Genomic DNA, 5,956 nt, shown 5'->3' with positions numbered 1-5,956 from the left:
ACTTTGGATACTTTTGAATAATTTATTTTGAGAAATTTACAGTTAAAGATATAAGGTTGTGTCTTTTTAGTAAATGTATGTTTCTAATTATTGTTATCCGGAATAGAATTAAGACCGCTTCGCTAATAGAACCAAGAACAAAGAGTAAAGACGTAATTAATTGAAAATGAGAGCTTTAAAATTCACAATTAGAATGGATGATGATGTTTTAGCAATAGTTTTCAAAAAACCTCGAAATAAAGGAGATTGAGGATCAAAAACATTGAAAGACCTTTTTTTATCACTATTTTTATTAGATTATCGCAACTTTAATCGGACAACAATGTTTCTAATTATTGTTGTCCGATTAAAACTTGCTGTCCTTAGCGTAACCTTCTATAAATATGGGATTTTATAGTTTTTTTTTTCAACTATACACTTTTTTAATTCTTTATTACAAACGCTTATAAAAAATGCGAATTTGGACGGGTCTTGGATTTTAAGCCCAATGCCTTCAATACTTTAGGGCACAAGTCTATATTCTATGTTCTATCAACGCAGTGGTCTTAAATCTTTTATCGTATAATAGCGATTTCTAATATGGCCTCATAAATAGAAACTCCGCTCTTAATAGTTTATCCTTTTAAATCATAAGAGATCAGCGTTATCCGTGTTCCATTCCATGATAGAGCCCTAATCTGCCCGTCTGTTCGGCGGGTTATAACTTAATTTAAGACCAATAAAAATCGTTTACATTGCTGCACACCTTAATAACTTGATGGCTATTGATTTAAACTCCCAAAACAATAGAAGCATCTATACCCAGTTTAACGCTTATTTCTTTTGCTACTTTTAAAGTAGGCTCGCTTTTTCCGTTTAAATATTCACTTACTCTGGACGGACTCACCCCTAAAAGTTCAGACAATCGCTTTTGATTCAGTCCCATTTCAGCCATACGGATTTTTATAACCTCAACGAGGGCTGGTTTTTCAACTGGATAGTTACTTTCCTCATAGTCCGCAACAAGATCAGACAATATATTTAACTCAATATACCCTTTAGCATCCGTATTTTCAATGTTGTTGCTATCCTGCAAAAGCACTGCAATACGCTCTACAAGAACGTCATATTCTTTTTCTGTTTGTATCATAGCTAAATATTTTTAATATCTTATATTTTGTCATAACCGCCTGACCGGCCAGGTTCAGAATATATCCTTATAAACCAAATGTAAAACTATATAAATCAAAAAGGTCGAACTTCAACAGAAATTCGACCCCATTATTTCAATAGGACATCTTTTCAAAAAGTGTTTCAATCACTTCTTATTTTTATACTGCGTATCCAAATTACGCTGAATTTTATGCTTTGGCCGTGACCATTTAGGTTTTTCTCCTAAGGCTTGATAGTTTGCATCTTCGGCTTCTATGGTTTTAGGTTGTGCATGCTTTTCAAAAGGCTGCTGTGGCACCAATCCCAAATCTTCAAATAGCTTCAGGTCTTCATTGACATCTGGATTGGGCGTCGTGAGCAATTTATCACCGGCAAAAATAGAATTCGCACCGGCAAAAAAGCATAAGGCCTGCCCTTCCCGACTCATATTATTGCGTCCTGCCGATAAGCGCACCTGTGTCTCTGGCAACATAATCCTGGCAGTGGCTATCATCCGTACCATTTCCCAAATAGATATTGGTTCCATTTCCCCTATTGGTGTTCCTTCCACCGGAACGAGGGAATTTATAGGCACAGACTCGGGTTGCGGGATCATATTAGTCAAGGTAATCAACATATCTGCACGGTTTTCGACGCTCTCGCCCATACCAATAATCCCGCCACTGCAGACCGTAATATTTGTTTTTCGCACATTTTCGATGGTTTCCAGTCGGTCTTTATAGGCTCTGGTCGATATGATTTCCTCGTAATAATCTTCTGAAGAATCGATATTATGATTGTAGGCATATAGTCCAGCCTCTGAAAGACGCTGTGCCTGATTTTCGGTAATCATTCCCAAAGTACAACACACTTCAATATCCATCTTATTGAGCGAACGCACCATGGTCAAAACCTGATCAAATTCCGGTCCGTCCTTAACGTTGCGCCACGCTGCGCCCATACAAATCCTTGAACTCCCGGTGGCCTTTGCTTGTTGTGCTTGCGCGATGACTTGCTCTACGCCCATTAAACCCTCTTCTTTGACGTTCGTATGATAACGTGCCGCCTGCGGACAATACGCGCAATCCTCAGGACAACCTCCTGTTTTAATAGAGACCAAAGTCGATACTTGTACTTTATTGGGGTCGTGATTTTGTCGATGAACGGTGGCCGCTTCATAAAGCAACTCCATCATCGGTTTATTATATAAAGCGACGACTTCATCGCGTGTCCATTTTTTTGGGTTATTCATTTTTCTATTTTAATAATTAATTAGTGTTGTCCGATTTAAATTTTTAAACCATCTGTGAATTATAACTGATCATAGTTCTCCAACGTTTTGTCCATCCTGTCTTTTTCTAGATTCTATATTCTAGACTCTATGTTCTATATTCTTAATTCTTTGTACTTGATTCTTTATTCTCTCAATCGAATTCCCTTCCACAACACAACCTCTAACGCTGCTTCCAGTGGTATTTCACACCCACTCCAAACCAACGCGTTGGCATTGGAACAGCTCCAGCTTCGCTATAGGTGGCATTGAATAAGTTGGTAACCTCTGAGTATAAAAGGAAATTTTCATAGGTGTAATTGACGCGAACATCGGCAACGTCATAAGCATTGGCAAGTTCTCGTTGTAACCATCTGTTTTTTATCGAAAAAGAAAAGTCATTGATGCGGTAATGAAGGCCTGCAATAAATTGATGTTTCAGAGATTCTAAGATGTATTTGGATTGAGTTTCGGTTGACACCTCAAAAGATGGATGCATATAATTATAGCTCACTTCATAACCGATAGCGTGTTTTTCGCCTAAATCAAAATCCTGTTGCAGTCTTGCATAAATACCGTGCATCGTGTTTTTCCCAAGATTCATTGGAGAATAAGGCTCTGACGCATCGGTACGCACCCAATCAATAAAATCAGAAATATTGCGGTAGAAATAGCCGGTTTTTAACTGTAAATTTCCTTTTTTATACTGAATATTCCCTTCATAGTTCCAGGCGTTTTCTGCTTGTAGTGATACATTCCCCACATTTCCCGGACGTTGATTTAGGTATAAATCTGTAAAAGAAGGGATACGTTGTCCTGAACCGATACTCGTCGAAATTTTCCAATGCGCATTCACCAGATAGGCTAAATCTATTCCCGGATACATTTGCCAGCCAAAATCGGTATTGTAGTTGGCATAAAGCCCAGCCGTTCCTCTTAGTTTTTCGCCTAAACGACTCTTTAATTCCACATAAGCGCCGTGATTATCACGTTCATGTTGGCCAATATTGGAACTGTTGATTTTTTCCATGCGCGATTCCCAGCCGAAACCAAAAGTTCCGATTGCTGTTTTAAGACTGCTGTTCAATTCCAGCATCAGCGCGTTGGTATAATGTATCGAGCGCCCTTTACTCAAATCATGTTTAAAATAGCGGTAGTCATCTTCGCCATAGCGATCGCTGATTCGTGGCGAAATCGTAAAATTACCGAAGGTATGTGTTGAAGACAGACTAAAGACAGATGATTTCACAAGTTCTTCTGAATTCACATCACCTGGAGCTGCGTAATAACCGTTGGCACCAAAGTGGTTTTGGGCGTAACCTGCCATCGCCTGAACGCTATTATGGTCATTAATTTCATAATGACCACTATAAAAAAGGCGGGTGTTTTTAGAGGCTGAATTGTACCGTTGTCCGTTGTAATCGCTTTGCGCCACCGAAAAAAGTTGACTTTGGTTTTCAGATCCGTAGATGCCGGTAACCTCAGCCGCGACGCCGCCATAAATTCCTGAGCCATCACCTTCGTCCTTGTTTTTAAAAGAACTTCCAGTCTGAACATCTGCAATCACTGAAGCGCTTTTCGCTTTTTTGGTTACAATATTAATCGCGCCAGTCAAAGCATTGATGCCATAAATTCTGGCGGCGGCACCGCGTAGCACTTCAATATGATCAATGGCATCCAAAGGCACAGGAATATTCATCATATTATGTGCCGTTTGCGCGTCAATCATCTTTACACCGTTAATCAACACTAAAGTTTGCTCGGACGTGCCACCATCAATCGAAATATCGGTCTGCGTTCCAAACGGCCCGCGCTGTCTGATGTCCACACCGCTGATATAGGACAACACCTCATTAATTGATTTTGCAGGAAGTGCCTGAATTTGCTTTTGTGTAATCACCTGAATATCCCGCGTAGACTCACTAAAAGGGGTTTGCAATCGGTTGCCCTGAATAATGACTTCTTCCAATTCGTGATTCGGAATTTCCGGATCGGGAAGCGTTTGCTTTTGTTGTGCAAAACTTGGTAGCGCAACTATGAGTCCTAAAGTGACCAGTACGTTTTTCATAAATGTTTTTTTTAATCGTAGTATTTGAATCTGAGGGCAAAGGTTTGGATTAAAATAGTATTTTTGGTAGTCCGAAATGTAAATAATGAGTAGTCCGGTTATAATTCCTTTTCATTCGTTTGTAAAAATAGATCGCCGAAAAAAAGATGCCGTCTATATGCAAATTGTCTATCAATTCATCAATGCGGTCAAAAGCAACCTTTTAGAAGATGACGATCAGCTTCCAGGAAGCCGTAAAATCGCCGAAGACCTCCAAGTTCACCGGAAAACTGTTGTGGCCGCTTTGACCGAACTCCAAGAGCAAGGTTGGGTAAAATCGGTTCCTAATGTGGGTGTTTTCGTTATAAATCCTGAGATTTCTTTGGATAAAACCAAAAAAACCAAAGTTTTTCAACATCCTCCAGAAACTGCGCCCTATCATTTTAGGAAGGAATTTATTTTAGATACGCCTTTAGAAGAACATCTGGGGAAATTATATTTCACGGACGGCACGCCAGATTACCGTATGATTAAATCGGAAGAACTGGGACGGTTCTACACCTCGGTACTCCGAAGAAAAAAACCTTCAGGCACTTATTCAAATGCAAGCGATGGGAATTTATTTTTTAGGGATCAACTCAGCTATTACCTCAATTTGACCAGAGGCTTTCATCTGTCAAGAGACTTTTTATTGCCCGTGGCAGGTCTGGAGCAGGTTCACTCCATTCTATCACGCTTATTGATCAATACGGGCGATGTCGTTTTGGTAGAAGAACTCAGCTACTTTTTACCCAATATGATCTATAGTCAAGCCGGCGCCAAGATGAAAACGATTCCGGTGGATGCCGACGGGATGGACATTGATTATATTCAAAAGCATTTTAAGCCCGGCGAGATACGATTGGTTTATATCAACACCAAATGCCAATATCCAACCACGGTCGCCCTTTCAAAAAAACGAAAATCCCAATTGCTACTTTTGGCCGAAGAGTATGACTTCATTGTCATTGAAGACGATTCCGATTTTGAATTTTCATTGGTGAAAAATAAAAACGAATCCTTATTTAGAAAAAACGGTGGCCATCGCATCATTTATATTGGTGCTTTCGGACGCTTTTTAAACTCAGGTTTTCAAATGAATTTTTTAATTGCGCCTAAAGATGTGTTGCAAGAAGGCGCCAAACACCTGAACATCTTTGGAAAGCCCAATTTAATGATGGAAAAAGCTTTGGGCGAAATCATCCACCAAGGCGACATTCACCGATACCAAAGAAAATCTAAAAAAGTCATCGCTGAACGGAAAGAACTTTTTGCCGGACTGCTCAACAATCACTTCCAAAACCGGATTACTTTTACAATTCCACCTTCCGGTTTAGCTTTTTGGATTCGGTTTAAGGAGGTCTTTTCGTTGACGCAATTACAAAAAAAAGCTAGAGAAAAAGGACTATTTATTCCGAGTATCTGCCTTTATCAAAATCGGTCGCTAACTGCTTTAAGACTGGGGTTTG

Annotated in this window: 4 protein-coding genes; 1 reads left to right on the top strand and 3 read right to left on the bottom strand. The window is 39.6% G+C overall.

All coding sequences use genetic code 11. The features are described 5' to 3' along the window. Positions 1-769: 769 nt before the first annotated feature. The 3 genes from ABIQ28_RS14585 to ABIQ28_RS14575 all read right to left on the bottom strand — a co-directional run bounded on the left by ABIQ28_RS14585 (position 770) and on the right by ABIQ28_RS14575 (position 4,469). A complete protein-coding gene (locus tag ABIQ28_RS14585; protein WP_348038579.1) occupies positions 770-1,129 on the bottom strand; it encodes a helix-turn-helix domain-containing protein in 360 nt (119 codons plus the stop codon). A gap of 168 nt (positions 1,130-1,297) precedes the next feature. Next, positions 1,298-2,383, bottom strand: a complete 1,086-nt coding sequence (gene bioB, locus ABIQ28_RS14580; protein WP_348038577.1) for a biotin synthase BioB — start codon at positions 2,381-2,383, stop codon at positions 1,298-1,300. 202 nt (positions 2,384-2,585) lie between these two features. Next, positions 2,586-4,469 (bottom strand): TonB-dependent receptor, encoded by a 1,884-nt coding sequence (locus ABIQ28_RS14575; RefSeq protein ID WP_348038575.1) that lies wholly within the window; start codon positions 4,467-4,469, stop codon positions 2,586-2,588. A gap of 85 nt (positions 4,470-4,554) precedes the next feature. Between ABIQ28_RS14575 and ABIQ28_RS14570 the strand changes: the two genes are divergently transcribed. Continuing rightward, a partial coding sequence (locus tag ABIQ28_RS14570) for a PLP-dependent aminotransferase family protein (protein WP_348038573.1) occupies positions 4,555-5,956 on the top strand: 1,402 nt, incomplete at its 3' end.

The sequence above is a fragment of the Gelidibacter sp. genome, from assembly GCF_039916245.1.
Lineage (GTDB): Bacteria > Bacteroidota > Bacteroidia > Flavobacteriales > Flavobacteriaceae > Gelidibacter.
The sequence above is the reverse complement of the archived record's forward strand: the minus strand, read 5'-3'. Positions and strand labels throughout refer to the sequence as shown.

Coding starts and splice junctions, on each gene's coding strand:
- bioB (WP_348038577.1), bottom strand. CDS start 2,383: ATGAATAACCCAAAAAAATGGACACGCGATGAAGTCGTCGCTTTATAT.
- ABIQ28_RS14575 (WP_348038575.1), bottom strand. CDS start 4,469: ATGAAAAACGTACTGGTCACTTTAGGACTCATAGTTGCGCTACCAAGT.
- ABIQ28_RS14585 (WP_348038579.1), bottom strand. CDS start 1,129: ATGATACAAACAGAAAAAGAATATGACGTTCTTGTAGAGCGTATTGCA.